Here is a 26,685-nt window from a genome sequence, read left to right on the forward strand (position 1 = left end):
GTCTATAAGGTAATCTATTTTTCAGCTTAGGGAATACTTCAATGTTAATTATAAGGATTACTTTGAAAGACTTTTTTTTATGTCCTTTTTTAGGTAATTTATTCTCTTTTATTTCAAGTATGTTAGTTGTAATTACACATATGATGTATTAATAAATAAATTCAAAACTTCTAAGGGGGATATATATGAACAATATGTTTTTATTCTTTTTTCTATTGTCCTTTACAGGTCTATTAATTGGACTAATAAGGCCAACATTAGTTATAAAATGGGGTAATAAGAGAAATAGGAAGCAGGTAATAAAAACCTATCTAATAGCATCCATGGCTTTTCTTGTACTGTTTAGTATAACTCTTGAACCTGTTTATAATAGTAATGAAATTTTATTGGGTGCAAAAGAATCTAATGATAAAGAGATATCAACTGAGGCAAATGAAAAGTTAGATACTGGTTTTGTCAAAGAAGATTTAATAGTAGTAAATGAAAATGATGAACTTAAAGAAACTAAACTAAAAAAAGAGCTTAATACTACTGAAAACTTAGTTATTCATTTTATAGATGTAGGACAAGGGGATGCAACTTTTATTCAAACACCTGGTGGTAAGGCAATACTAATAGATGCAGGGGAAAGACATATGGGAAGCAAAGTTGTTTCCTATATAAAATCTCTAGACATAGACACAATTGACCTTTTAATCGGTACTCATCCCCATGCTGATCATATTGGTGGACTTGAAGAAGTTATAAATAATTTTAATATAGGGATTGTATCAATGCCTAAGGTGACACATACAAGTAAAGGCTTTGAAGACCTATTACTTGCAATTCAAAATAAAAACATAAGTATAAAAACAGCAAGGGCAGGAGTTACATTTGATATAGATTCTATGGTAGAATTGCTATTAGTAGCACCAAATTCTGCTCAATATTCTATACTAAATGACTATTCAGCAGTATTAAAAATAACCTATGGTAATAGTTCTTTTTTAATTACTGGAGATGCTGAAATAAATTCAGAGATGGAAATGATTAAGCAAAAGCATGACTTAAATGTAGATGTTTTAAGAACAGGACATCACGGGTCCGGTACATCTTCTACTTCTCAATTTCTAAATGCTACTAGTCCTAAATACGCAATAGTATCCGTAGGTAAAGGTAATAGATATAATCACCCATCAAGAGATGTGATAAATCGTTTGATTAATAATGGAATTGAGATATTTAGAACGGATGAGTTTGGAACAATAGTATTTTCTACTGATGGTCAGACATATGATGTTAATATAAAAAAGCCATATCAGACATTACCTCCTAAAGATATACCAACAGATCAACCAACCAAATTATCAAATATTAACAAAGATAATATAGAAAAAGCAGAAGTTGAGAATACATCTTCTCCTAATAATGCTTCTAATGGTAAAATAAATATAAATACAGCCAGCTTAAAGGAGTTACAGCAAATTATACATATTGGTCCTGAGAGGGCAGAGGAGCTTATAAGTAAGAGGCCGTTTTCATCTTTAGATGGCTTAACATCTATAAATGGAATTGGTGCAGGAAGGTTAAAAGATATAAAAAATGAAGGTAAGGCTTATGTCCAATAGAAAAGGGGTTAGATGGATGAAAGTAATTATTGATAGATTTGAAGGAGACTATGCTTTAGTAGAACTAGAGGATAAAACTATAGTAGATATGCCTAAGATTTTAGTTCCAAATGGAGCTAGAGAAGGGGACGTAATAGAAATAAGATTAGATAGAAAAGGGACAGAGGAAAGAAGAAAGCGAATAGAACAAATAATGAATGATCTATGGAAAGATTAGGGTAGGATATCTCCTACCTATTTATATTTATAAGAAAAACTAATATACTTGAGGTATTGTAATATAAAATATATAATAATCAAAGGGAAATATTTGTTTAAGTTGGCTATATACAATAGCAATCTGGTAGTATGTCAAGAAAAGATTTTTAAAAGAAATAAAAGAAAGATTAAAAAAAGAGTAACTTTAATAGAACCTTGTTTTTTCAACAGAAAAAACAGGTTAGAAGCTAAAATATTCTATTTGATGTCTCCAACTTTATTGCTGGAGTAGAGTTGATTTTTAGTCAGCAAGCCAAAAATCAGTCGAACTAATTTACGAGATGTAAGTGCGAGTGCTCTTTTATGACAGTGAGTAGTAACTTCACTATATTTCTTCTTGTAGAATTCATGGTACTCAGGAATGTTGTTTCTAACACTATTAGCAGCTTCAATTAAGTAGTATCTAAGATATTTATTTCCTGTTTTAGTCATTCTAGTATCATCAGCTGAGTAATTACCTGATTGATTAACTCTCCAAGTCAGACCAGAGTATTTAGCTAAAGAGTCATGGGAATCGAATGATGTAACAGTGCCTATTTCAGCTAATATACCACTAGCAAGCACTGGCCCAATACCGGGAATAGAAATAAGTGACTGATACTCATTGGTGTTAAGCCCTTTAATAGCTTTTTCTATAGCTTTGTCAATAGTTTTGATTTCAGTATCAAAAGCTTGAATAAGATTAAAAGAAGAAGCAATTGAAGTACTTAAAGGCTCATATAACACTTTATCTAAACGGTATGAATCTCTAGCAGCCTTTTGGAGGAGCTTGGCAGTTTGTACAGGATTACTAAAGCGATTTTTGCCTTTAGCCGAAACAAAAGCGACTAGATCCTCTATAGATGAATAAGTAATATCATCTAGAGAAAGAAAGTTTGTTAAAACAGCTGCAGAAGTTGTTCCATAAGTATTAGAAAAAGGCCTATCTCCTTTATCTAATACTGCTAATTCGCTGAACTTCAAATAAATATTAGAAACCATATAAGTTTTTTCTCTAGTAATTGACTCAATTAAATGCAGTCTATGCCTAGAAAGTCGTTGTAGAGCAAGAAACTGGGCACCCCGCCAAGGCTGGCAAGTAATTCTGCCGACTCTGGCAAAGTCAGCGATAATGTACGCATCTAAAGGATCAGTTTTATCTATATCAATAAAAGATTTTCTGTAATTAGAAATAGACTTTGGATTGAGACAGTAAACTAGAGGCTTGTAATACATTAATAAATCATTAGAAGAAAGAAAATTAGCAATATGAGTACTATAAAAAGAAGTAGATTCAAGTGCTATAACAACATATTTTAAGTTATTATCATTTAAACAATCGATAATGCTATTTAAAAATACTTCAGCACCAGGCTGATTATTTGAAGCTTTAAGTTTGAGAAGTTTATTACCCTGAAAATCAAGAGCACATAAAACATTAAATTTAGAACTAACATCAATACCAACAAATAAAGTAGACATAAAGTTGTTCTTCATAACATCACCACCTTTCGTGTGGAATAGCGTTGAACAATTAGAAAAAGAGATATCCTAATCTTAGAAGCTGACTGCAACCTCGCATTATTAGCATTCATCTTTGAAAAATACCTTGCTGTTGGCTAATCAAAGAGATGCAGCATCTGAGTAAGCAGAATTTGACAACTAAGTCAGGAAGCATGCTTTATAGGCAATAACCATAAGGTTTTGCAAGGAGTGAAAGAATTATCCTTTGCTAATTATTCTTAAGAATATATTAACATTAAGATATCTCAATTAAAAATTGAAATAAAAAATAAATAAGTTTAGACCTCTAAAAAAGATGGCCTAAACATATTATACGAGGAGTGATTATATGGATTGGCTAAGAAAGTTTATGATAGGGAGATACGGACAAGACCAACTCTCCATCTTTTTATTTGTAATATCAATAGTTTTAACCTTATCAGGTCAGTTTACAGGGATATCCTTATTAATAATTTTAGGATATGTACCTATTTTTATAGGGTTTTATAGAATGTTCTCAAAAGATATACAAAAGAGGAGAATGGAAAACTATAAATTCTCTATATTTATAAGTCCTCTATATTCTAAGTTAACACAAGTTAAGAATAGGATTGAAGGTTCTAAAACCCATAAATACTTTAAATGTCAACAATGTAATACTACTTTACGAGTTCATAAGAACAAAGGAAAGATAGTGGTAACCTGTCCGAAATGTAAGGGCAAATTTACTAAAACCACTTAACTATATATAGGATCGAGGTTAATGTATGAATATAATAAATAACTTATTAGGTAAGATAATTTATTTTGTTGCAAAATCGATATCTTTTGTACTGGACAGTCTTATTCGTTTAATAGTAACTATAGTTATATTTATAAAAAGTGTTTCTAAGGGTTTATTAGTATTATTAAGTATGGGTGGATGCTTGTTTTTTATCTTTTTTGCAACTTGGGGTCTTAGAATTCTATTGGACCCTATGGGGCTATTAATTGTAATGTTCTTTATTGTTTTTCCAGTGCTTGCATCCATATTTGTTTCAAAACTAAAATATTTTAAATATGTTGTTACGGAATATTTATTTAATCTTTCTAATTATGTTACAGATAAAAATAAATACACTTATAAGTCTATTAACGATTATAAAACAGCATATAGAAAAGCGGAAGAAGAGAAAATCAGAGAAGAACAACGTAGACAGTATGAGCAGCAAAGACAGTGGCAAGAACAATTTTTTAAACAACATTGGTATCAACAGGGTTCTCAGGGTAACAACGGTGGCTATGAGGGGCAAAGGGGATACAGCTTAAATCCAAACGCAGAGTTTAAAAGTAAGTATGAAAAAAGCTGTGATGTTTTAGGTATTCCATTTAATTCTGAAAAAAGTCAAATTAAACTTGCATATAGAAAAAAGGCAAAGGAAAATCATCCGGATTTGAATAAAGACCCTGGTGCAACAAGAAGGTTTCAAGAGATTACTGACGCTTACGAATTTTTAAGTGATGAGAATATTGCAAGGTATAGAAATTTATAAATTGAAAGTGAAGTGTAATTATGACTAAGGCACTATTTATAGCAGAAAAACCCAGTGTAGCCGTAGAATTTGCTAAGGCTCTGGATATTAAAGGGAAAAAACAGGATGGATTTATAGAATCAGACAATGCTGTTGTTACATGGTGTATTGGTCATCTGGTTACTATGAGCTATCCAGAAGTGTATGACCCAAAATATAAAAAGTGGAACTTAGAAGACCTTCCTTTCCTACCAAAAGAGTATAAATATGAGGTAATTAGTAATGTTCGGAAACAATTTGAAATAATTAAAAAACAAATGAAAAGAAAAGATATATCTACCATTTTTGTATGTACTGACTCTGGGCGAGAAGGGGAGTATATTTATAGACTTGTAGATGAGATTATAGATGTAAAGGATAAAGTTAAAAAAAGAGTTTGGATTGATTCTCAGACTGTAGATGAGATAAAAAAGGGTGTAAGGAATGCAAAACCCCTTTCCGAGTATGATAATCTGTCTTCAGCAGCATATTTAAGGGCAAAAGAGGACTATTTAATGGGTATAAACTTCTCTAGATTATTAACTCTTTGCTATAGTGGTTCCCTTAGTAAAGAACTAGGCAAAAACTATGTAGTTATAGCAGTGGGTCGTGTTATGACATGTGTACTTGCTATGATAGTTCAAAGAGAACGGGAAATCAGGGATTTTGTTAAAACTACTTACTATAAGATTAATGGAAAATTTAATTTTGAAGAATCATTAGACTATGATGGGGAGTGGAAGGTTGTAGAAGGCTCCGAGTTACTTAATTCACCCCTTCTTTATAAGGATATAGGTTTCAATAGTAAAGAGGTAGCAGAGAACTTTATTAAAGAGTTACTTTCTGGAGAACAAGTTAATGGAATTATCGAAGATGTAAAAAGAAAGAAGGAGACTAAAAATCCACCCTTACTATATAATTTGGCGGAACTTCAGAACGAATTATCTAAAAAACTAAAAATTAGTCCGGAAGAAACCCTTAAAACAGTACAAAATCTGTACGAGAAAAAGATGGTAACATATCCTAGAACTGATGCTAGAGTCTTAACAACAGCAGTAGCTAAGGAATTAGATAAGAATATTAAGGGATTGATGTCACTTAAAAATATATTTAAGATTGATAGCAATGATTCTGATATAAGTAGCTATGTTGAAGAGGTATATACAAAAGGTTTATTTAAAGGAATTGAAAAAACTAAGTATGTAAACGATAAGGCCGTTACTGATCACTATGCTATAATACCAACTGGACAGGGCTTAGAAAACTATAATAAGTTAAAGGATAATGATAGAAAGACATATATATTAATAGTAAGGCGTTTTTTAGCAATCTTTTTTCCACCTGCAGTTTTTAGTCAATTGACAATAACAACAAAAATTAAGTCTGAAAGATTCTTTACAACTTCTAAAGTAAATATTCAAGAGGGGTATTTACCTGTATTAGGCGAGGAAAAAAAAGAAGATTCAACAAAATCTAATAAAGAAGATGTCCTAAAGAAACTTAAGAAGGGCCAGAAGGTAAATATTACTGAGGTTCTTATAAAAGAAGCTGAGACAACACCCCCTAAAAGATATAGCTCTGGATCTATAATACTGGCTATGGAAAATGCAGGTAAATTAATTGAAGATGAGGAATTAAGGGAGCAAATTAAGGGTAGTGGCATAGGTACCAGTGCTACAAGGGCAGGAATATTGAGTAAGCTACAAAATATTGATTATATTAGTCTAAATAAGAAAACTCAAATATTAACACCAACAGCTTTAGGTGAAATGATTTATGATGTAGTAGATAAATCAATTCCAACACTGTTGAAGCCAGACTTAACTGCCAGCTGGGAAAAAGGCTTAAGTCTTATATCTAATGGGGATATTAAACCTGAAGAATATATGGTTAAATTAGAATCCTATATAAGTAAAAATACTAAAAGAGTGTTAGCTTTAGAAAAGAAGCAGTACATAAATGCAAATTATATGAAAGATGAAACTCGTAAAGTATACTCTAATGCTAAAAGCAAAAGAAGCTCGAAAGGATCACTTGGTAAATGTATAGCCTGCAATGATGGTGATGTCCTTGAAAATAGGAAAGCATACTTTTGTAGTAACTGGCGAAAAAAATGTAAATTTACTACATGGAAAGATAGTCTTTCATTATACGCTCAAGATGTAACCCCTGAATTAATGAAGTACTTATTAAATGAAGGGGTAGTAAAGGCTTTGAATATAACATTACCTCAAACCAAAGAAAAATGTATTGCTGATGTTCGGTTTAAAGATGATAAAAGCGGTAACTTAGAATTAATTAATGTTAACCGAATTAATCGAATTAATAAAATATAGGGAGTTATTAGGTTAACTTTCTTAAGTACACTTAGGGAGAGGGGGATATGGGTGAAAGAAAAGTTGCTAAGCATAGGCGGAGTTTTTGGGTCAATATTAAGTTTATCCTGCTGTTCTGGGTTAATGCTTTTATATACCCTTGGAATAGGTGGAACAGCATTCGTATTTCTATCAAGAATTGCTACGTTTAGACCATTTTTTGTAATACTTACTGTACTGTGTTTAGGATATGCTCATTTTCGTATGGATAAATACCCTACAAGTAAAAGGAGTGTAATTTTTATTTGGACTGCCACAATAATTGCAATCTTAATTACCTTATTACCTGTACTTCTCAATATATACAATATAATATTTAGTTAGAAAATATCGATAAATTCAGCTTATATAAATATGTGATGAAATTAAAAAAACCAGAATCCCTGGTTTTTTATTATTTCATGAATTTTACAATATTTCTTATAATATTTTGTGCATCATCACTAGTTAGATTTTCCTTCAATATACAAGCCTTAGCATGATCCTCAATTATTAGTAATCCAACCTTTTCAATGGAGGATTTTATAGCTGTAATTTGTACAAGAATATCACTACATTCTTTTCCTTCATCTACCATTTTCTCAATTCCGCTTATATGACCCTTAATAGTACGTAGGCGACTTATTATATCTTTTCTAATTTTCTGATCTTCCATTTTGTTCACTTCCTTAGACTTCATTATTCATATATTTTCCCATAGAATAACAAAAATAACAAAGGTTTTTTAAGTTCTAGTATTTATAATTAAGCTACCTTTTTCGACATCTGATTTTTTTCAATCAAACCTGTAGCATAACCCATTGGGCAAATTACACACCAGCTCCTAGGTTTAAATATAATGCCCATTAGGACACCGACTGAAGTTGACATAGCCATCATTCTAAATATAGCAAAGGCAGTTTTAGTAAAGTCCCCCTTAGCCAAAATTAATGATATAGCAAACATTAATATCATCCAGGTCAACATAATATTTTTAACTGTTTTGTTATTAATATATTTTGGTAAATCATTTTTAAAACTAATACTCTGTAGTAGTTTACCTAAAAATGACCCCCTTGGACAATACTTTGAGCAGTGAACTCTACCCCCACCCCTTAGGGCTAAATAAATTGGGACAAACATACATACCAACCCAAGTATACCGAATTTTATATTTATTACACCTAAAGAAAAAAACAAAACAATAAATATCCATGACCAAGACATTATAGATTTTTTCATTATATTTCCTCCTCACTATTATATCCCAACCCCTAGGGTAGGGGGTATATTATTATAATATAAGAATTATTTAATAATGTCAATAGATATGGAGGTTATGAGGATTTTTATGTATGCGATTAGTTAATATAATATTATATTAGAATCATCATAATATTTAAACAAGCCGTTTTTTAGTACAATAACAATAAACACTGATTTGAATAGCTATGCTATAATCATGAATAGGGATGTAAAAAAATTTTTTCAACAGTTTACAAATCATAATTATATTAATCGGAGGACTTATGTTAAAAAAACTATTTGCTTTTTTTATTTTTTTAAGTGTTTTTTCTTTAGTATATGGCGGAATGAATTATTACGTATATAGGCATATTGTAGAGGGATTTTTAATTAGTGGTTTAGGGTTAGTTATATTAAGAATTGCATTTTGGTTTTTAGGCAGTGCATATATAATTAATCAAATTATTAAGAGAAAGTATTATGTTAGATTATTAGCCTATTCCGGGGCTGCATGGATGGGTATATTATCCTTTGCTTTATCTGTATTTATTATTTTTGATATAGCTAAGCTATTCATGCCAACTGCCTACTATAAGCTAGGTTTCATTTTAACGATTATAGTAATAGCTATACTGACATTGATTTCAGTATTTAACGCAGCTAAGGGACCTGTGTTAAAAAGAATAGAAATAAATAATAATAAACTTGACGGAGAATCCTTTAAGGTTTTGTTGTTATCTGATGTACATTTAGGCATGCTAACTTCTAGCATATGGTTAGAAAAGATAGTATCTAGAATAAACGAATTAGATGTTGATGTAATAGCAATAACCGGAGATTTTATTGATGATAGATTTAAAGCCGTGAAGGAATTTATACCTATTGTGACTAAGCTTAAGGCAAAATACGGGGTTTTTGCTGTTACAGGTAATCATGAGCATTATCAAGGAGAAAATAGCTTTGAGATGTTCTGTAAAGAAGCAAATATTAGGATATTGCATAATGAAACTGAGTCCATTTTAGATAAAGTTAATTTAATTGGATTGGGCGATAGTAGTGTTTCAAGGAGAAAGGATTTTCATAAAGTTATAAAGGAATTACTTAATGGTGTAGATAAAGATTTGTATAATATACTTTTAATTCATCAGCCCCTAGGTTTTGAAAAATCAACAGAATTAGGAATTGATTTACAGTTATCTGGACATACCCATGGTGGGCAAATACCACCCTTGAGTATAATAGTTTATTTAGTTTATAAATACTCCTATGGGCTATATTCATTTAATAAGTCTCATATATATACTACCTCAGGGACTGGTACATGGGGCCCACCTATGAGGTTATTTACAAAATCGGAAATGGTTTTACTTGAAATCAAAAATAGATAGATTTAGTTTAATCTATCTAATTTCATTTAATAATAACTAATTCACATATTTATTAATGAAGGTTAATTCCTCATTAATATCTGTAATAAATATATTTTTTTCTTTTTCTATAATTGGTGTATTGAGTTTGTTTTCTGAATAATATTTCAGTGTAATGAAATTACTTAAAGGAAAATCATGCCCATTCCATGTGTTTTTGTAACCAACTATTCCATGATACTTAATCAATTCCTTTAAGGTATCAACTACAACCTCTATAAAATCTTCAAAGTTACATTTTATATCAAATATAGTTTTAGGTTCCTCACTATAAAAATCATCTAATCGATCAATAGTTATTCTTAAGCTATTATTATTCAACCCTAAAGTCCAAATATCTATTTCTGGTTCTTTCTATAATAAATGAATGATGTTTCGGATTATTATCAGGAAATAATAATTTAATAAGTCCATTTAAAAGGTCTTCTAAAGGTTCAGTTAAATAACTAGGATAGGATTGGTACCTTTGCTCGTCCTTTTCTATAATAAATTCTGCCCATCCAGCACCCTTTAATATATAATCAAACTTCATATAGTTACCCTCCTACTTTTTTAGTCATAATTATTATAACCAGTTTATATTCAAATATTGGTAAGTTTAGATATTTATATAAAATTACTTTTAATATAATAAGTTAGGAATTTTAGAAGGAAAGATACTATGAATGTAGAAATGATAAGAGGGAACATGTTTTTACCAATTCAAGAATTTATAGATTTACCGAGAGAAGTAGACGCTAAAAATATTATGTTAATACATTGCGAGTTTCATGATTTACTATTAAAACTTACTTTAAAAGGGTATTAATTGATTTTAAATTAATATATTAGTTAAAAAATTGAAGGTAGGTGTTCATATGGCCAATATGAGAGAAGATGCTTTAAAGATTATAAATGATTCAATAGAATCTGTTTTACCTGAGGCATCCGTAATGAAGGCTTTAGAAAACAAAAAATTTGATGGAAACATTGTAGTAGTTGCCATCGGAAAAGCAGCATGGAATATGGCTGATGCAACTAGAAAGGCTATCGGAGATTCAATTACTAAAGGTATTATTGTTACAAAATATGACCATTCAAAGGGGCCGATAGATGGCTTCGAAATTATTGAAGCAGGGCATCCTGTGCCTGATGAAAATTCTGTAATAGGAGCTACTAAAGTATTAGAACTAGTAAATAACCTAACGGAAAATGACAATGTCATATTCTTAATATCTGGAGGAGGTTCAGCAATATTTGAAAAGCCGATGGAAGGTGTTAGTTTAGAGAATATTATGGACATAACTAATCAGTTATTAGGCTGTGGTGCGGATATAGTTGAGATAAATACAATAAGAAAACATCTTTCAGCAGTTAAGGGAGGGAAGTTTGCTTATCAATGTGGTAAAGCACAAATATTTGCAATAGTCCTTTCTGATGTTTTAGGGGATAGATTAGATTCAATCGCATCTGGACCAGCATATCCAGATAGTTCCACTTCTCAGGAGGCTTTCAACATTATTGATAGATACAAACTAGAAGTTTGTGAGGATATTAGAAAAGTATTAAGCATTGAAACACCTAAGGTCGTTAAAAATTGTGAGACAGTAATTACTGGAAGTGTTACAGCCCTATGCGAAGCTGCTGCTAAAAGTGCTGAGGAGTTAGGCTATAAGCCAGTTATTTTAACATCCACATTAGATTGTGAAGCAAAGGATGCAGGTAAATTTATAGCTTCTCTAGCACGTGAAATTAAAACTGGAAAACATGCTTTTATTACACCTCCTTGTGCTGTTATTGCTGGTGGAGAAACAGTTGTTAAGCTGAGAGGTAAAGGAAAAGGCGGAAGAAATCAAGAATTGGCTTTATCCGCAGCCCTTGGTATAAAGGGCCTTGAAGATGTAGTTATTTTTTCTATTGGTTCAGATGGAACAGATGGTCCAACGGATGCTGCTGGTGGAATGGTAGATGGATTTTCTGTAGATAGGATTAAACAGTCAAGGGTAGAGCCAGAGGTCTATTTAGATAATAATGACTCTTATAACGCATTAAAAGTTAGTGGCGATTTAATTATTACAGGATCTACTGGAACTAATGTAAATGATGTCGTTGTCTTATTGTGTAAATAAGTTAGAGGGTGGGATAATGGAAAATAAAAAAAGGCCTAAAGTGTATGTAACTAGAGAGTTACCGATTGATACATTAAATGCTATACGTGATCGATGTGATGTTGACATGAACACAAATTATAAATCAATGCTCAAAGATGAATTAATTGAAAAACTAAAAAATTATGATGCATTGTTAGTAGTTGGTACAAGGATAGATGAGGAGATATGTGCTGCAATTAAAGATAAGTGTAAAATAATTGCTAATTATGGGGTTGGCTATGACAATATAGAAGTAGAAGCTGCCACAAAGCACGGTATATATGTTACTAATAATCCTGATCGAGTAACTGATGCTACTGCTGATTTAGCCTGGACCCTATTACTATCAACAGCGAGACGAATAATTGAATGCGATAGATATGTTAGATCAGGTGAAAAAAGCTGGGGACCAAACTTATTAATCGGGAGCCAGGTTAGCGGTAAAACATTAGGTATTATTGGGGCAGGTAGAATTGGTACTGCTGTTGGTAAAAGGGCTAAGGGCTTTGATATGAAAATAATTTACACAAGTACGAAACCTAATAAAGAATTTGAAAATTTAACTGGTGGTATTTTTATGGATAAAGAGCAGTTATTAAAAGAGGCTGACTTCATATCAATACATACACCACTGTTACCATCTACATTTCATTTATTAGGGGAAAATGAGTTCAAATTAATGAAAAAAACTGCAATAGTTATAAATGCATCCAGAGGGAAGGTTGTAGATGAGAAGGCTTTAGTAGCTGCACTTCTTAATAAGGATATAGCTGGGGCTGGACTAGATGTTTTTGAAAAAGAACCTTATTTACAGGAGGGACTTGATGAATTAAATAATGTTGTATTAACACCTCATATAGGTACTTCTACGATCGATACCAGATTTTCTATGGCCGAAGGATGCGCATTAAATATATTTGCTGCACTAGAAGGTAAAACACCACCAAACTGTGTAAATCCTGAGGTTAGTATAAACTAGGGAGTTGATTTGTATGAAAATTGGATTTATAGGACTTGGAATTATGGGAAAGCCGATGGCTAAAAACCTAATTAAAGGTGGATATAGCTTGGTTGTATTAAATCGGAATAAGGCAGTAGAAGAACTAAAGGCCCTCGGTGCTGAAACAGCAACAACCAGTGCAGAACTGGCGAGTAAATGTGATGTCATTATTACAATGTTACCTAACTCCCCGGAAGTTAAGGAAGTAGTCTTAGGAGAAGAAGGAGTAATAGAGGGGGCCAAGTTTGGTTCAGTTGTTATAGATATGAGTTCAATAGCGCCATTAAGTAGTAGAGAAATATATGCTGAGTTAGCTAAAAAAGGTGTAGAGTTTTTAGATGCTCCAGTGAGTGGTGGGGAACCTAAGGCCATTGAAGGTACTTTAGCTGTTATGGTTGGTGGTAAAAAGGAGATATTTGATAAATATTATGATATTATGAAAACCATGGCTACATCCGTAGTGTATGTAGGAGAGAGTGGTGCTGGTAATATAGCCAAACTTTGTAATCAAATAGTTGTGGCAATTAATATTTCAGCTGTTTCTGAAGCTCTAGTTTTTGCTAAAAAATCAGGTGTAGATCCTCAACTTGTATATAGGGCTATTAGAGGTGGCTTAGCTGGAAGCACTGTAATGGATGCAAAGGCCCCAATGATTATGGATAGAAACTTTAAACCTGGATTTAGAACTAATTTACATATTAAAGATTTAAATAATGTAATTGAAACCTCCCATGAAGTTGGTGTCCCACTACCGCTTACATCTCAAGTTATGGAAATAATGCAAGCTATAAAGATAGATGGTTGTGGAACTGAAGATCACTCAAGTATTGTTAAATTTTATGAAAAGATAGCTAATGTTAAGGTTACTAGATAAAATTAGATAGTATTATATTAAAGTAAGTAAGAAATATTATAAAGTATATCCGCAAACATTAAATGAGTGTTTGTGGATTTTTTTTAAAATAGCTTATGACTATAAGAAGTTAATTTTGTACTAGCGGGGCTTGGGATATTGAATTTTTAAATAAGAAGAGATATAGTCAAATTGGGATTATAAGGAAAGTATTCTGTGTTTAGGAACAATCGTGTGGTTATAAGGTTTAGAGTACATATGGAGGGGAGGTTTGTTTAAAATATATTATTCGGCTCTTCAGCAGGAAATCTGTAAAATATAGTTCTAAATAATTTCTATCAACAAAGGTCTATATTTCTATGTTAAATCATCTTTTAAAGTCATGTTTATTCAGGTGGACTTCGTGAATTGTTAGATGGAAACTGGATTGCTCCAAAAGTAGAACTTGTAAGAGAGTTTGCAACTAACGCTCTTGATGCTTTTGCATGGATGGAAGAAGTAGACCTTCAGGCGACTTATGGCACTAATGCCAAATATGGTGGAAATGTCGGAACGGGTACAGTACTAGGAGCTATGTGGCCAAGAACTCATAGTTTTATGACTGGTGCTGAACGAATCTCTCAACTTGCTAAGGTTGCAATTGAAAATGGTGTCACTATATATACAGAAACTAGAGGTACAGAACTAATAGTGAGTCAATCAGCAAGGGTTGTAGGTGCAAAAGCTGTGCAAGCAGATGGCACCCAAATCACAATAAATGCAACTAAAGGAGTCGTTCTAGCAACAGGTGGATACAGCGCAAATGTGGCAATGGTTAAGAGTTTTGATAAATAATCTTCATTGCATCATACTATGGGTGGTGTAGTTATTGATACTAATGCTCGTGTAATAGATACATCTGGAAATGTTATTCCGGGGTTATGGGCAGCAGGAGAAGTTACAGGTGGAATCCATGCTGGTAACAGACTTGGTGGAAATGCAATTACAGATATTTTTGTATTTGGACGTATCGCCGGTATAAATGCAGCAGCAGGAGAATAAAACATATATTTCAATGAGTGTATTATCTAAATGATATTAAAAGGAGAACAACTTATGTTTCGGATGTTCTTCTTTTATTCAGAATACGGCATAAACAATGTTAATAGATAAGTGAGTAAGAGTATTGTTGATACTAGACTTTAAATAAAGCTTAAAAAATTTAGTATAGATTAATTATTTGAAGGATGTCAAGTAATATAGCTTGTATTAATTAAGTAATATATACTATAATAAATGACAATTAACCATCAATAGTTAAATATTTGGTTTCAGTATATATGGGAAGGATTGAAAACGATGGGCATCTTTTTATTTATCCTAATTAATAATATAATTCCTATTTCAATTTTAGTAATAATAGGCTATACGATGAATCGAAAGTTTGATTTAAATATTAATACAATGAGTAAACTGAATTTTTATTTATTTGTACCATCTTTCACATTTGTAAATCTATACACTACTAAAATACCTAGAGAAATGAGTAAAGTAATACTCTCTGCATTTATAATACTATTTATAAATTGGGCTTTAGTTACTACAATTTCAAAATTTAGAGGCCATAGTGAAGGTTTTAGGGGTGCTTTTGCGAACTCAGTATTATTCTTCAATGCAGGAAATATTGGGGTTCCTCTAATAACCTTGGTGTTTAGCAGTCCACCATTTATAATTAATGGGGAGACTCCTTACTTAAGTTTAGCTTTAACAACACAAATAATGATATTAGTTACACAAAACATTACTTCTAACACAGTTGGGTTTTTAAATGCAGGCTGTGAAAACACCCAGTGGAAGGAAAGTATATCAAAAGTTTTAAAAATGCCTACGATATACGCTGTTTTGATAGCTCTGATTTTGAAGTACTTATCCATTGATATAACCCAATCTATTATATGGCCACCATTAAATTACTCACGAAATGCATTAGTGCCTGTGGCGCTACTAAGTTTAGGTGTACAATTGTCGAAGACTAAATTTGATATTAGAGATATAGAAGTTTATTTAGCAGTATTTTCTAGACTTATAATAGGGCCCTTACTAGCAATCATTCTTATTTTACTATTCAAAATTGATGGGATCGTAGCTCAGGTTTTTGTAATAGCTTTAGCTTTGCCAACATCAGTAAATAGTGCGTTAATAGCTGTGGAGTACGATAATTTTCCTAACTTTTCATCTCAAGTAGTAATGGTATCTACAATATTTAGTGCTATTAGCCTTGTAGCAATTATATATATGGCCAGAGTAGTATTTCCAATCTAATTTAATAAAATAATAAAAATCCATTTTGGATAGAATAAATAGACAGAAACTTTAAGGAAGTGGCTATATGGATTATTCAAAGTTAACGTTTAGGATTGTATCAGTTATGGGTTTATTATTATTTTTGGTTTTAATTACTGGTAGAAGAAAGATAAGTGAGCTTCCAGTGTTTGATTTTTTAACTATGGTTGTATTAGGAAATGTAGTTGGTGCGGATATTGCAGATCCGAAGATACCACAACTACCAACTGCCTATGCAGTTCTTTTAATAATAGGAATTCAATATTATATAAGTAAATATATAATTAAAAATAGAAAGTTTGGTAAGCTATTAACTTTTGGACCGACAGTAATAATTCAAAATGGCGAGTTTATTAAAGAAAATATGAAAAGAGTAAGATATTCAATAGAAAATGTTTTAATGTTACTTAGAGAAAAGGAAGTATTTGATATAAATGAGGTAGAGTTTGCTATTATAGAGGATAATGGTGCACTAAGTGTTTTAAAAAAGTCTCAGTACATACCATTAACACCTAACCAAATGAGTATGAGGACAAAACATAGAGGTATAAATGTACCTGTAATTAAAGAAGGGAACATTTTTGAAGATAATTTACAATTACTAAATCTAAATAGATTTTGGCTAGAAAAGGAGCTCGCTAAGAATAACATTTCTGATATTAATAAGGTACTATATGCTGATATAAATCCTGACGGAAAGCTATATATCTCAAAGGGTGAAAACACAGACGACTTCACAAAAGTAATTCAGTGACTATCTGGGTTTTCCTTCTTGTTCTCAACATTTGTAATCGTTTCTCCATCAGGAATATTGAATAATCTGCTCTTAGGAGAGTATATCTTTTGTGCTCCGTAAATACCATGGTTACCAGAAAAAATATAACTTACTAGACAGGCTATAAAAAAGTATGTCTTACCTTTACCATTAAACATTTCTAGACTAAATAGAAAACATGAAATAGGTGTATTTGCCGCGCCACAAAAAACTGCTATTAATCCTACTCCTGCTAAAAAGGAAGCAGGTAAATTTATAAAGTTAGACAAAGTATTTCCTAATGTTGCACCTATAAAGAATAGGGGTATAACCTCTCCACCACGAAATCCAAATCCCATTGTAATAGCAGTAAAAATAATTTTAGCTAAAAATGCAAAAGTCGGCACATCACTTTTGAAGGCCTCTTCAACCATTGGTAAGCCCCGTCCTAAATAGTCTCTAGTACCAGTTATATAAACTAAAGCTACAAGTATAATTCCGCCTACAACTCCCCTTAATACTAAATCCTGATTTAAATATTTGTCTGATAGTCTTTTTATTTCATGTCTTATTTGACTATATAATACGCTGGCCAAACTAAAAATTATTGAAACCAGGGCAACTTGAATGAGTGTAGTAGAAGTAATCGCAGGTATATTTTCAAATAAGAAGTGATCGTGTTTAACACCCCATGCAGTTGATACTAGATGGCCAACTAAGCTAGCAACAAAACAGGGCACAATGGCTTCGTATTTCATTTTTCCTAGTGCAACTACCTCCATACCAAAAACTGTACCAGCTAAAGGGGCACCAAAGGCTGACCCGAAGCCACCACTAATTCCGCTAATTATTAAAATTCTTCTATCGATTTTGTTTATTTTAAATAAACGATTTACTCCTTCAGAAATACTAGCTCCCATCTGGATAGCAGCTCCCTCCCTACCAGTAGAACCGCCTAGTAAGTGGGAAATAAATGTACAAATAAATACTATCGGACCCATCCTAATTGGTATAGAACCCTGTCCATGGTGAATATGTTCTAATACTAAATCATTACCCCTACGGGAGCCCATTCCATAATACTTATATATATAACCGATGATTCCGCCACCAACAGGTAGAAATAAAATTAAGAATGCATTAGCTTCTCTAACATCAGTAAGAAAATCATTAGTATTTAAAAGTAATGCTGAAGTACTACCAACAATAACTCCAATTAAAGCACCCAAAAAAACCCATTTCAAAAGAGTAGACAGAAAGCCAATGTATTTTTCTAAAAATGGGGTGTAATATGGTCTATTTTCTGGTTGATTCAAATGCTCTCCTCCTATAGTAGGATTATTGTTTATTTAATTCATTGTTTTGTTTTAAGTATTTTAGCCTATCATTTAAAAACTGAATATGTTGTTTAATGTCACTTTTCATTGAGTTGAATGTATCTTTTGCCTCTTGTTCTTCAGTGGAGCTAGCCATCAAGGAATAATTACCCATAGTTGCTTCACAAAGAGCTATAAGTTTTTCTAAATCCGCTTGAACTGTCATAACATCACCTCATCTCTCAAAAATAGTTTTTTCAAAACAAATGATTTTAATTCTATTAGATTAAATTGTAAATTACTATTATTTGAAAATAATAGAAAAAATGTTGACGTTTAACTATAGCAATGATACTATATAATAAATGATAAATATTATCAACGCGCGGAGTGGAGGAATATGGTATGTCAACAAACTGCTATTGTCATTTACAAGATAAATCTCAATTTAATAAGTGGATTGTAGAACAGTTAGGTCCAGTGATATTAGGGGCAAAGCCAGCGGAAATAATGAGTTTTCCATCTTATAATAAAATAGATAATTTCGAAGAGCTAGTAGAACAATTATTTAATTTAAGTAAGGTAATTAGATTTAAGATCTTTTATCCACCTAATGGATGCATGAAAATATTATTTTATAATAGTAAAACCTTAGATAGCACCTTAAGGGATATTAGAAATCATAAGTTCCTTAGGGGATTAGGATACTCAGAAGAGACTAACTTGGACATTTATTTAGATATCTTAACTGATAAACTAAAAGAAGGAGATATGCCACATGAAATAGGTATATTTTTAGGGTACCCTTTAAAGGATGTAATTGGTTTTATGGGGCATCCGTCATTGAAGCTTACGAAAGTAAATAGGTGGAGGGTTTATGGTAATCCTGAGCTATCTGACATAGTTTGTGAAAGAATCTTGAAAGCAAAAAGTGATATTATAGAACAACTAAAAACTATAGATCCAAATGTGATAGTTGAACTAGCTTCATAAAATACTAAAAAACTTAATAATGCTAACAAAATACACAAAACTCATATCTTATTTAGGTATGGGTTTTCATGTTTCTAAAACTTTATTGAAATAACAAAATCTATATAAAAAAAAGATTCTGTTAACTAGAAAATAATTCTATATTAAAGAACATATAATTTACCAAATAAATAGTTCATTAATTAGATTTAATGGATAATAATATTGGGGGAGAATATGAATTTGGCTAATTGTTATTGCAATCTCAAAGATAAGACTAAATATAATAAGTGGATTGTAGAACAACTAGGACCCGTATTGTTAGGGGTAAAACCTGCAGAAATACTTAGTTTTCCTACTTATAATAGTTTGAATGACTTTCAGGAGTTAATTGATATGTTATTTAAAATAAATAATCAAGTTGGATTCGTAGTAATTTATCCACCTGAAGCTTGCATGAAAATCCTATTCTATAACAGAAAAATACTCGATGAAACCTTAATGGACAATAGAGTAATAAAGTTCTTAAGAAAAATTGGCTATCCAGAAAACTACAGTTTAAATAACTATTTAAATCTTTTAACAAATAAGCTAAGAGATGGTGAAATGCCTCACGAAATAGGTGTATTTTTAGGGTATCCACTTAAGGATGTAATCGGGTTTATTGGTCACCCATCCTTAAAACTGACTAAAGTAAATAGATGGAGAGTTTATGGTCACACAAAGGTATCTGATGTGATTAGTCAGCGTATATTAGCTGCAAAAAAGCAAATAAAAGAACAATTAAATAGATTTGATTGTGATAAAGCTAAAGAAAACTATTCGATAGATGAAAAATATAATATAGCTCATTATGAATACTACTTAATATTGTTAGCTTATTTCCTTTTCAACTAAGAGTTATATTGTTTTTAAGTTAGTAATTATGATGTATAATGGAAGTAGTAGCATGTTATGGAAATGGAGATTAAGATGTCAAAGGGGGAAATGTCAGTGTCAATAGTAAAAATACCGTATTCGAGGGGTTTTGTTGATTTAGAAGTAAAGGACACAAATCTATTAGGCGTATTAGAATCTAAAGCACACCATTTCAAAACTGAGGATGATCAAGAAACTATAGTAAGAAAAGCTTTAGAAAGTCCAATAAGTTCACCTCGGTTGAAAGACCTAGCTAAAGAAAAAAATAATATTGTAATTATCACCAGTGACCATACACGTCCAGTTCCAAGTAAAATAACATTACCTATTCTTTTAGAGGAAATAAGGAGTGGTAATCCAACGGCCGATATAACAATTTTAATTGCAACTGGTTTCCATCGACTTACAACTCGTGAAGAGATGATTAACAAATTCGGTGAAGATATAGTTAACAATGAGAAACTTGTAAACCATGATTGTTGGGACGATAAAAACTTAGTTGATGTTGGTATATTACCGTCCGGTGGGAAATTAATACTAAACAAGCTAGCAATGGAAGCAGATCTATTGGTTGCCGAAGGATTTATTGAACCTCACTTTTTTGCAGGCTTTTCAGGTGGAAGAAAGAGTGTACTTCCTGGTGTTGCATCAGGAACTACAGTATTAGCCAATCACTGCTCTAAATTTATTGCTAGTGAATTTGCTAGAACAGGTTGGTTAGAGGGAAATCCAATACATAAAGATATGTTATTTGCAGCTGAAGCTGCTAACTTGGCATTTATACTTAACGTAGTTATTGATGCAGATAAAAAAGTAATTAATGCCTTTGCAGGAAACAGAGTACTAGCCCATGAAACAGGTTGTAAATTTGTAACAGAGCTAGCTAGTGTAAAGTCTATACCTGCGGATATAGTTATTACATCAAATGGAGGATATCCTCTTGATCAGAATATTTATCAAGCTGTGAAGGGCATGACTGCTGCAGAGGCTACAGCAAATGAAGATGCAGTAATTATAATAGCTGCAGCTTGTAATGACGGTCATGGTGGTAAGGCCTTCTATGATACTTTCGTTGAAAACCCTACTCCTCAGTCCATTATGGATAAAATTTTACAAATACCGATGGAGAGTACTATTCCTGATCAATGGGAGTCACAAATATTAGCAAGAGTTCTAATTAAACATAAGGTGATCTTAGTGACTGATCAATGTGATCCACAGTTGGTACGCGATATGAAAATGATTCATGCCTATACTTTAGATGAGGCTTTAAAAATGGCATACGAAATAAAAGGCCAAAATGCAACTGTAACAGTGGTACCTGATGGAGTATCAGTTATAGTTTTATAAAGATTATACAAATAGCCTCGCTCATATTCCGGGGTTATTTCAATAGATATGTAATAATTAGAGAACATATGGCTATAGCTTTAATTTATAATTTAACTTAGCATATGACCTAATAGAGAAAAAAACCCCAAAAATTATATCCTAAGAATGCTCTGCACTTAGGATATTTTTATTGGGAATGAATTACTCTTTTGAAAAAGTACTCGTCTTTTTCAATAATAAATTTAGCATTTGAACTATTATAAACATGTTGTTCTAGATTCAGAAAATCCCCATTTCGTCTTTCAAGAAGAGCAGTACTAATAACTTTATTATTACGAGTGAATACAAGTTCTTGAAAAGAATCTGCGAGTATTTCTCCATCATAAAATAGATATGTATCTAGAATATATCCTATATATGTACCATTTGTGTACCATGTAGTTCCTACAATTTCATGCTTTTTCTTATTAGGAGTATATGGACCAATTATATAAACCTCATCCCACTCAAAATTTAAAAAACGAGAAAGTAATATGGGCTCTTCAGAGATATTTTCTAAATAGTACTCTACTTGATTGGATGAAGAATGTGTAACCTTATTTGATCTGTAGTGCGTGTATGATGAAATAATAACAAACAATGCTATAGAAAATAAAACTAGAATTAGATTTTTTTGTATATTTTTTCTGTACAAAATAAACATTCCTTTCATTAAAGTGATATTGTTACGGAACTAATAGTTGTTAGATATCTTTTCCATAATTGTACATTTTGTTATAATATAAATAATATGTTTGAATTATTTTTTACACTACCGTATTATAAATGAAAAATGTAAAACTTGAAAGCTAAATGTATTCATTACTTATTTTCCAAATATTAAAAGAGGAGGAGCCTAATCTATGAACACTGACAAAACAATAAGTCAATATGAAAACACACGACATAAATTGAATATATTTAAATTTGTGGCATTTAGCTTTTTTGGTATTTTTGTATACTTTATTCCTCTTACTATTTTTGGAAAGAAAACAATTTTATTAGATCATTTAGTTACTGCTATTATACTAGCTATGCCAAGATTGGGGGCAAGCTTAACTTTATGTATGATTGTTCTTGGTGGCTTTTTACCTTTCTACGAAAAAAGCTGGAATAAAGATATAAGTTCTGTTGTAATGTCAGTACTTAAAGTTTTTGGAATCTTCTTAGGTATAATGGCATTCTTTAAATTTGGACCTGAGTGGTTGATGAGAGAAGATATGTTGCCGGTTTTGTTTAATAAAATAGCTATACCTGTAGCAGTAATTATTCCAATCGGGTCATTATTTTTAACCTTCATTACTGAATATGGACTTATTGGCTTCTTTGGAGTAATATTTAAACCGGTAATGAGACCTATATGGAAAGTGCCAGGGACTGCTGCAGTAAATGTAGTTGCATCTTTTATTGGTAGTTTTTCAATTGGTATTTTTATTACCAATAGACTTTTCAAAGAAGGTAAATATACAAAGAAAGAAGCGGCTATAATTGTGACTAGCTTTTCTACTGTTTCAACAACATTCATGGTAATTATAGCTAAAAACCTAGACTTAATGTCAATATGGAATACATTTTTTTGGACTACCTTTTTTACAACATTTATAGTTTCAGCCATCACAGCTAGATTAAAACCTTTAAATTCCATAGAGGATGTTTATACTTTCTCTCAGAAAGAGATAGAGTCTAAATCAAAAGAAAGACTAATAAATAGAGCAATTAATGAAGCTATCAAAGAAGTAGAAAATAACAAATCAATTTGGCATAGCATAGCTAGTAATCTTAAAGATGGGATATATATGAGTCTTAGATTTTTACCATTGATCTTAGCCATTGGAGTAATGTCTTTTTTCTTAGCTAAGATGACATCCTTTTTCGATATTGTTGCCTACATATTTTATCCAATTATTTATGTTTTAAAAATACAAGAGCCATGGATGGTAGCCAAAGCAATTGCTACAGCCGGAGCTGAGGTATTGATGCCGTCATTAATTATGACAGGTAAAGAGATGCCTATAGCCGCCAGGTTTGTTACTGGTGTTGTATCTATATCCTCAATATTATTTTTTTCTGGTTCTATTCCTTGTATTTTAAGCACAGATATAGATATAAATTTAAAGGATGTACTACTTATCCTTATTGAGAGAATTGTAATCACACTTATAATAGTAGCTCCAGTAGTTAGAATTATATTTTAATTTATAAACATTATAATAAATAGGCTTTCCACAAAAAAACGGAAAGCCTATTTATTATGTTTAATTTATTAAAAACTAAAAACTAGAATTAAGTTAAAGTTTTAATTAGTCGATTTACATAACTATGAACAGCTTCAGTAAGGTCGTATTCACCATTGTGTAAGCACCAATCATAAACAATACCTCTTACGGCTATAAATAGAAATCTTACAGTTTCCTCAGGTGTCATATCTTTAGTGATTTCCCCTTTGTTTTGACCTTCATCTATAATCTTCTCCAAAACAGTCTGCATGGATCTTCCTTTAGTGGCAAATAGGTTATTTTTCACAGTATATAACTGTTTTACGAAATCAATACCTCGGTCTACGTTATAATCAGCATAGTAGATAAAGTACTTAATAATTTTTTCTTGGGTTGAACCTGTTTTTATATTGTTTGCTACAACGTTTAAAAAATAGTCATCTGCTAACTTAAATATCGTATCTAGTATTTCATTTTTAGATTTAAATGAATTATAAAAAGAGCCAACTGATACACCTGCTTTTTTACATATTTCCTCTACAGTAATGTTTTGAAATCCTTTTATTTCAATTAGTTCAACTGCAGTCTTGTATATTTTATCCTGTGTATTTATTGCTTGAATTTGTCTTTTGGTAAGTTTTTTCTCCACCATTATTGCTCTCCCATAGTAATTTAGTTTATAAAATTATAACAAATATGTATCTGATTGTAAATTACTTCATAATATTATTGACTAATAATTAACAAGTATATATAATAAAATTAAATAGTGAACCAATTCAGTGAACGCATTCAAGCAAATAATAATTGTTATTAAAACAGAATTCTTAGTGATGAATTTAATTTTTTCGTGCCATTTTGGTTGTTCATTTCAATGGGGGAGCTTAACTTATTAAGAGCATAATAGCTATTAATAAGTAAGTATAAAAATGAAATATAATAAGGAGGATGAAGATGTTTAAACTCAAGAGAATTATTTCAGTTTTATTGTGCATCATGATGGCTGTTGCAATTGTTGGTTGTCAGTCAAAACCTACAGAATCAAAAGGCCCAGAATTATTCAAAGCAGGTACATACAAGGTATCAGCAGACGGACATAATGGTGACATTACAGTTGAGGTTACAGTAGATAAATACGAAATTAAAGAAATAAAAGTTTTAAGTCATAAAGAAAGTCCTAACATTACAGATGCGGCAATAGAAAGAATGCCAAAAGCAATTGTAAATGATCAAACCTTAGCAGTAGATGCAATTGCAGGCGCAACGGTTACCAGTAATGCAATTATAGCTGCGGTAACTGAAGCTCTTAAGCTAGCTGGTGCAGACATAAGTGCATTAAGTATTAGAAAGGATAGAGAAGCAGTTATAGGCGAAACTACTGAGTATACAACAGATGTTGTTGTTATAGGTGGTGGTGGTGCAGGTCTAGCAGCTGCTGTATCCGCTCATCAAAATGGTGTAAAGGTAATAGTACTTGAAAAGATGCCAAGACTTGGTGGGAATACAATTCTATCTGGTGGAGCATTTAATGCGGCTAGTTCTCCAAGACAGGTTGCTCAAGGAATAGAAGATTCAGTTGACAAACATTTTACTCAAACCTATGAAGGTGGAGACAAATTAGGAAATCCTGAGTTAATAAGAACACTTGTTGAAAATGCATATCCAGCGGTTGAATGGCTTGAAAGCTTAGGAATGAAATTTAATGCTGAAGTATTTACTGTTTTAGGTGGACTGTGGCCAAGAGCCCATAAACCATCAAGTCCATTAGGAACAGGTTTTATTGAAACTTATCAGAATTATATAAATTCAAATGAAGGTATTGAAGTACTTCTGGATACAGAAGCCCTTGAATTAATAGTAGTAGAAGGTAAAATTACTGGAGTAAAAGCTAAAGGTTTAAAGGGAGAAGTTATTGTAAACGCAAATAATGGAGTTGTTTTAGCTACTGGTGGTTTTGGTGCTAATAGTAAGATGGTAGAGCAATATAATAAATCCTGGCCTTCACTAGCAAATGTTAAAACGACTAACCATCCAGGGGCTACAGGAGACGGTTTACGTATGGGAGAGGCTGTTGGAGCAAATCTTATTGGTTTAGAAAATCTACAATTACTACCATTAGGAGACCCAAAAACAGGAAGTTTAAGTGGAAATATTGAACAAGGTGTTGAAAATAGAATATTTGTAAATAAATCTGGTAATCGTTTTGTCGATGAAGGTGCTCGTAGGGATGTTATGACTAAGGCTTTATTACAACAGGAAGACTCCTTCCTATGGATAGTACTTGATTCTATAAATTATCCAACACCAGAAACTAGAAATAACTTTAATGAAACAATAGAAGAGTTAATTGCACAAGGTAGAGCATTTAAAGGTGATACTCTTGAAGAGCTAGCTGGAAAAATTAATGTTGATCCTAAAAATCTTGTAAAATCAGTTGAAGAGTTTAATAAGGCTGTAAAATCAGGGGGACCAGATGAATTTGGTAGAACATTGTTTGATGCTCCGATAGAAAAAGGACCATTCTATGCAGCACCTCGTGTGCCAACAATTCACCATACTATGGGCGGAATAGAAATTAACAAATATGCACAGGTGCTAAATAAAAGTGGCGAAGTAATCCCTGGACTATACGCAGCTGGAGAAGTAACTGGTGGAATTCATGGAAGTAATCGTTTAGGTGGTAATGCCTTAGCTGATATAACTGTATTCGGTAGAATTGCTGGTCAAAGTGCGGCAGAAAAAAATAGTTAAGTAGTTTAATAAATTATAGTAGCTTTATTATAGAATACAAGATAGTTGATTGCATGGGTAAATCCCCGCCCTGCATGATTTGATCAACAAATATTTATAGGAAACAAATGAATTCAGTGTTTATCACATTGGATTCATTTGTTTTTTTAGAAGCCTTAGA

At 31.7% G+C, this 26,685-nt stretch carries 29 protein-coding genes; 20 read left to right on the forward strand and 9 right to left on the reverse strand.

The genetic code is table 11. The features are described 5' to 3' along the window. Positions 1–185 precede the first annotated feature (185 nt). Positions 186–1,607 carry an MBL fold metallo-hydrolase gene (locus HZR23_RS12470; RefSeq protein ID WP_132848093.1) on the forward strand — a complete coding sequence of 474 codons (1,422 nt, stop codon included), beginning with the start codon at positions 186–188 and terminating at the stop codon, positions 1,605–1,607. Further along, positions 1,597–1,824, forward strand: a complete 228-nt coding sequence (locus HZR23_RS12475; RefSeq protein ID WP_249536687.1) for a DUF3006 domain-containing protein — start codon at positions 1,597–1,599, stop codon at positions 1,822–1,824. Before HZR23_RS12470 ends, HZR23_RS12475 begins: the two co-directional genes overlap by 11 nt. A gap of 239 nt (positions 1,825–2,063) precedes the next feature. On the opposite strand, the gene HZR23_RS12480 is transcribed toward HZR23_RS12475, so the two are convergent. Further along, the gene (locus HZR23_RS12480) at positions 2,064–3,341 is read right to left on the reverse strand and encodes an IS110 family RNA-guided transposase (RefSeq protein WP_132848092.1); all 1,278 of its coding nucleotides are present in this window, start codon (positions 3,339–3,341) and stop codon (positions 2,064–2,066) included. A gap of 355 nt (positions 3,342–3,696) precedes the next feature. Here HZR23_RS12480 and HZR23_RS12485 point away from each other — a divergent pair, with 355 nt between their 5' ends. The 4 genes from HZR23_RS12485 to HZR23_RS12500 are packed head-to-tail and all read left to right on the forward strand — an operon-like array spanning position 3,697 to position 7,596. Next, positions 3,697–4,089, forward strand: coding sequence for a hypothetical protein (locus HZR23_RS12485; RefSeq protein ID WP_132848091.1), 393 nt, complete (start codon positions 3,697–3,699; stop codon positions 4,087–4,089). Between the two features lie 25 nt (positions 4,090–4,114). Next, a complete protein-coding gene (locus HZR23_RS12490) occupies positions 4,115–4,879 on the forward strand; it encodes a J domain-containing protein (RefSeq protein ID WP_132848090.1) in 765 nt (254 codons plus the stop codon). A gap of 20 nt (positions 4,880–4,899) precedes the next feature. Beyond that, positions 4,900–7,233: a DNA topoisomerase gene (locus HZR23_RS12495; RefSeq protein WP_132848089.1), complete on the forward strand. Its 2,334-nt coding sequence runs from the start codon at positions 4,900–4,902 to the stop codon at positions 7,231–7,233. A gap of 51 nt (positions 7,234–7,284) precedes the next feature. Beyond that, positions 7,285–7,596 carry a hypothetical protein gene (locus tag HZR23_RS12500; RefSeq protein ID WP_132848088.1) on the forward strand — a complete coding sequence of 104 codons (312 nt, stop codon included), beginning with the start codon at positions 7,285–7,287 and terminating at the stop codon, positions 7,594–7,596. A gap of 70 nt (positions 7,597–7,666) precedes the next feature. Here HZR23_RS12500 and HZR23_RS12505 read toward each other — a convergent pair whose 3' ends face one another. Both HZR23_RS12505 and HZR23_RS12510 read right to left on the reverse strand, forming a co-directional pair. Beyond that, complete coding sequence (locus HZR23_RS12505; protein WP_132848087.1) at positions 7,667–7,927, reverse strand: metal-sensitive transcriptional regulator; 261 nt, start codon at positions 7,925–7,927, stop codon at positions 7,667–7,669. An 89-nt stretch (positions 7,928–8,016) separates the two neighbouring features. Further along, the gene (locus HZR23_RS12510; protein ID WP_132848086.1) at positions 8,017–8,493 is read right to left on the reverse strand and encodes a 4Fe-4S binding protein; all 477 of its coding nucleotides are present in this window, start codon (positions 8,491–8,493) and stop codon (positions 8,017–8,019) included. 287 nt (positions 8,494–8,780) lie between these two features. On the opposite strand from HZR23_RS12510, the gene HZR23_RS12515 reads away from it, so the two are divergent. Next, positions 8,781–9,884, forward strand: a complete 1,104-nt coding sequence (locus HZR23_RS12515) for a metallophosphoesterase (RefSeq protein ID WP_132848085.1) — start codon at positions 8,781–8,783, stop codon at positions 9,882–9,884. A 36-nt stretch (positions 9,885–9,920) separates the two neighbouring features. On the opposite strand, the gene HZR23_RS12520 is transcribed toward HZR23_RS12515, so the two are convergent. Both HZR23_RS12520 and HZR23_RS12525 read right to left on the reverse strand, forming a co-directional pair. Further along, positions 9,921–10,244, reverse strand: a complete 324-nt coding sequence (locus tag HZR23_RS12520) for a hypothetical protein (RefSeq protein ID WP_132848084.1) — start codon at positions 10,242–10,244, stop codon at positions 9,921–9,923. Further along, positions 10,237–10,455 (reverse strand): hypothetical protein, encoded by a 219-nt coding sequence (locus tag HZR23_RS12525; RefSeq protein ID WP_132848083.1) that lies wholly within the window; start codon positions 10,453–10,455, stop codon positions 10,237–10,239. Before HZR23_RS12525 ends, HZR23_RS12520 begins: the two co-directional genes overlap by 8 nt. Positions 10,456–10,584: 129 nt before the next feature. Here HZR23_RS12525 and HZR23_RS12530 point away from each other — a divergent pair, with 129 nt between their 5' ends. The 8 genes from HZR23_RS12530 to HZR23_RS12565 all read left to right on the forward strand — a co-directional run bounded on the left by HZR23_RS12530 (position 10,585) and on the right by HZR23_RS12565 (position 16,981). Further along, positions 10,585–10,731: a hypothetical protein gene (locus tag HZR23_RS12530; protein ID WP_165913655.1), complete on the forward strand. Its 147-nt coding sequence runs from the start codon at positions 10,585–10,587 to the stop codon at positions 10,729–10,731. A 49-nt stretch (positions 10,732–10,780) separates the two neighbouring features. Beyond that, positions 10,781–12,031 (forward strand): glycerate kinase type-2 family protein, encoded by a 1,251-nt coding sequence (locus HZR23_RS12535; RefSeq protein ID WP_132848082.1) that lies wholly within the window; start codon positions 10,781–10,783, stop codon positions 12,029–12,031. A gap of 16 nt (positions 12,032–12,047) precedes the next feature. Next, positions 12,048–13,031 carry a 2-hydroxyacid dehydrogenase gene (locus HZR23_RS12540; protein ID WP_132848081.1) on the forward strand — a complete coding sequence of 328 codons (984 nt, stop codon included), beginning with the start codon at positions 12,048–12,050 and terminating at the stop codon, positions 13,029–13,031. A gap of 13 nt (positions 13,032–13,044) precedes the next feature. Continuing rightward, positions 13,045–13,926 (forward strand): 2-hydroxy-3-oxopropionate reductase, encoded by an 882-nt coding sequence (gene garR / locus HZR23_RS12545; protein WP_132848080.1) that lies wholly within the window; start codon positions 13,045–13,047, stop codon positions 13,924–13,926. 387 nt (positions 13,927–14,313) lie between these two features. Further along, complete coding sequence (locus HZR23_RS17840; protein ID WP_213050262.1) at positions 14,314–14,739, forward strand: FAD-dependent oxidoreductase; 426 nt, start codon at positions 14,314–14,316, stop codon at positions 14,737–14,739. Positions 14,740–14,745: 6 nt separating this feature from the next. Next, entirely contained in the window at positions 14,746–14,946 is a 201-nt protein-coding gene (locus tag HZR23_RS17845) for an FAD-binding protein (RefSeq protein ID WP_330571404.1), read from the forward strand. 297 nt (positions 14,947–15,243) lie between these two features. After that, the gene (locus tag HZR23_RS12560) at positions 15,244–16,206 is read left to right on the forward strand and encodes an AEC family transporter (protein WP_132848079.1); all 963 of its coding nucleotides are present in this window, start codon (positions 15,244–15,246) and stop codon (positions 16,204–16,206) included. Positions 16,207–16,273: 67 nt separating this feature from the next. Continuing rightward, on the forward strand, positions 16,274–16,981 hold the full coding sequence (locus HZR23_RS12565) for a DUF421 domain-containing protein (protein ID WP_132848078.1): 708 nt from the start codon (positions 16,274–16,276) through the stop codon (positions 16,979–16,981). Here HZR23_RS12565 and HZR23_RS12570 read toward each other — a convergent pair. Beyond that, positions 16,975–18,297 carry a voltage-gated chloride channel family protein gene (locus tag HZR23_RS12570; RefSeq protein ID WP_132848077.1) on the reverse strand — a complete coding sequence of 441 codons (1,323 nt, stop codon included), beginning with the start codon at positions 18,295–18,297 and terminating at the stop codon, positions 16,975–16,977. The genes HZR23_RS12565 and HZR23_RS12570 overlap by 7 nt on opposite strands. 22 nt (positions 18,298–18,319) lie before the next feature. Next, positions 18,320–18,523, reverse strand: coding sequence for a DUF1657 domain-containing protein (locus HZR23_RS12575; protein ID WP_132848076.1), 204 nt, complete (start codon positions 18,521–18,523; stop codon positions 18,320–18,322). Between the two features lie 179 nt (positions 18,524–18,702). Between HZR23_RS12575 and HZR23_RS12580 the strand changes: the two genes are divergently transcribed. The 3 genes from HZR23_RS12580 (at position 18,703) to larA (ending at position 21,537) form a co-directional block, all read left to right on the forward strand. Continuing rightward, positions 18,703–19,290 (forward strand): DUF3793 family protein, encoded by a 588-nt coding sequence (locus tag HZR23_RS12580; protein WP_132848075.1) that lies wholly within the window; start codon positions 18,703–18,705, stop codon positions 19,288–19,290. A gap of 216 nt (positions 19,291–19,506) precedes the next feature. Continuing rightward, the gene (locus tag HZR23_RS12585) at positions 19,507–20,166 is read left to right on the forward strand and encodes a DUF3793 family protein (protein ID WP_132848074.1); all 660 of its coding nucleotides are present in this window, start codon (positions 19,507–19,509) and stop codon (positions 20,164–20,166) included. Between the two features lie 57 nt (positions 20,167–20,223). Then, the gene (gene larA, locus HZR23_RS12590) at positions 20,224–21,537 is read left to right on the forward strand and encodes a nickel-dependent lactate racemase (RefSeq protein ID WP_330615934.1); all 1,314 of its coding nucleotides are present in this window, start codon (positions 20,224–20,226) and stop codon (positions 21,535–21,537) included. Positions 21,538–21,706: 169 nt separating this feature from the next. Here larA and HZR23_RS12595 read toward each other — a convergent pair whose 3' ends face one another. After that, a complete protein-coding gene (locus tag HZR23_RS12595; protein WP_132848072.1) occupies positions 21,707–22,213 on the reverse strand; it encodes a hypothetical protein in 507 nt (168 codons plus the stop codon). Positions 22,214–22,421: 208 nt separating this feature from the next. Between HZR23_RS12595 and HZR23_RS12600 the strand changes: the two genes are divergently transcribed. After that, positions 22,422–23,753, forward strand: coding sequence for a YjiH family protein (locus tag HZR23_RS12600; protein WP_132848071.1), 1,332 nt, complete (start codon positions 22,422–22,424; stop codon positions 23,751–23,753). 88 nt (positions 23,754–23,841) lie between these two features. Here HZR23_RS12600 and HZR23_RS12605 read toward each other — a convergent pair whose 3' ends face one another. Continuing rightward, the gene (locus HZR23_RS12605) at positions 23,842–24,426 is read right to left on the reverse strand and encodes a TetR/AcrR family transcriptional regulator (RefSeq protein WP_132848070.1); all 585 of its coding nucleotides are present in this window, start codon (positions 24,424–24,426) and stop codon (positions 23,842–23,844) included. A gap of 302 nt (positions 24,427–24,728) precedes the next feature. Between HZR23_RS12605 and HZR23_RS12610 the strand changes: the two genes are divergently transcribed. Continuing rightward, positions 24,729–26,525 (forward strand): flavocytochrome c, encoded by a 1,797-nt coding sequence (locus HZR23_RS12610; protein WP_330571403.1) that lies wholly within the window; start codon positions 24,729–24,731, stop codon positions 26,523–26,525. Positions 26,526–26,685: the final 160 nt, after the last annotated feature.

The sequence above is a fragment of the Serpentinicella alkaliphila genome (assembly GCF_018141405.1).
Lineage (GTDB): Bacteria > Bacillota > Clostridia > Peptostreptococcales > Natronincolaceae > Serpentinicella > Serpentinicella alkaliphila.